This is a genomic window from Streptococcus cuniculi (assembly GCF_004570575.1).
GTDB classification, from domain to species: domain Bacteria; phylum Bacillota; class Bacilli; order Lactobacillales; family Streptococcaceae; genus Streptococcus; species Streptococcus cuniculi_A.
This window is the reverse complement of the sequence record NZ_SPPD01000111.1, coordinates 1-393: the sequence shown is the minus strand read 5'-3', so window position 1 is coordinate 393 and position 393 is coordinate 1. Positions and strand designations below refer to the sequence as shown.

Annotated in this window: 1 protein-coding gene; it reads left to right on the top strand. The window is 49.4% G+C overall.

Annotated elements, in window-relative coordinates:
• Window positions 1–75 precede the first annotated feature (75 nt).
• A partial coding sequence (locus E4T82_RS12285; protein ID WP_228065178.1) for a PfkB family carbohydrate kinase occupies window positions 76–393 on the top strand: 318 nt, incomplete at its 3' end.

Sequence of the window (393 nt, the reverse complement as noted above, 5' to 3'; positions counted from 1 at the left end):
GCTTGGGAGGGCTGACTTCATGATACTTACAGTCACGTTAAATGCGGCGATTGACAGAGATATGTAGTGGAGGGCTTGCAAACCGGAGAAGTGAACCGGGTCAGAGAATGCGCTTACACACCGGGAGGAAAAGGGCTCAATGTTTCCAAGCCTGCAGCAATTGCGGGGGCTGAAGTGGTTGCCACAGGATTTGTCGGCGGGCATGCAGGCGCTTATATAGAGGATTCCCTGAAACCATTCGGAATTAAAAGTGCATTTTATCATATGGAGGCGGAGAGCAGATCCTGTATTAACATATGGGATGAGGTGAACCATGTGCAGACAGAGTTTCTGGAACCTGGTTTTACCGTATCCGAGGAGGATTTCAGCGGATTTCTGGAAAAATTCCAGGGG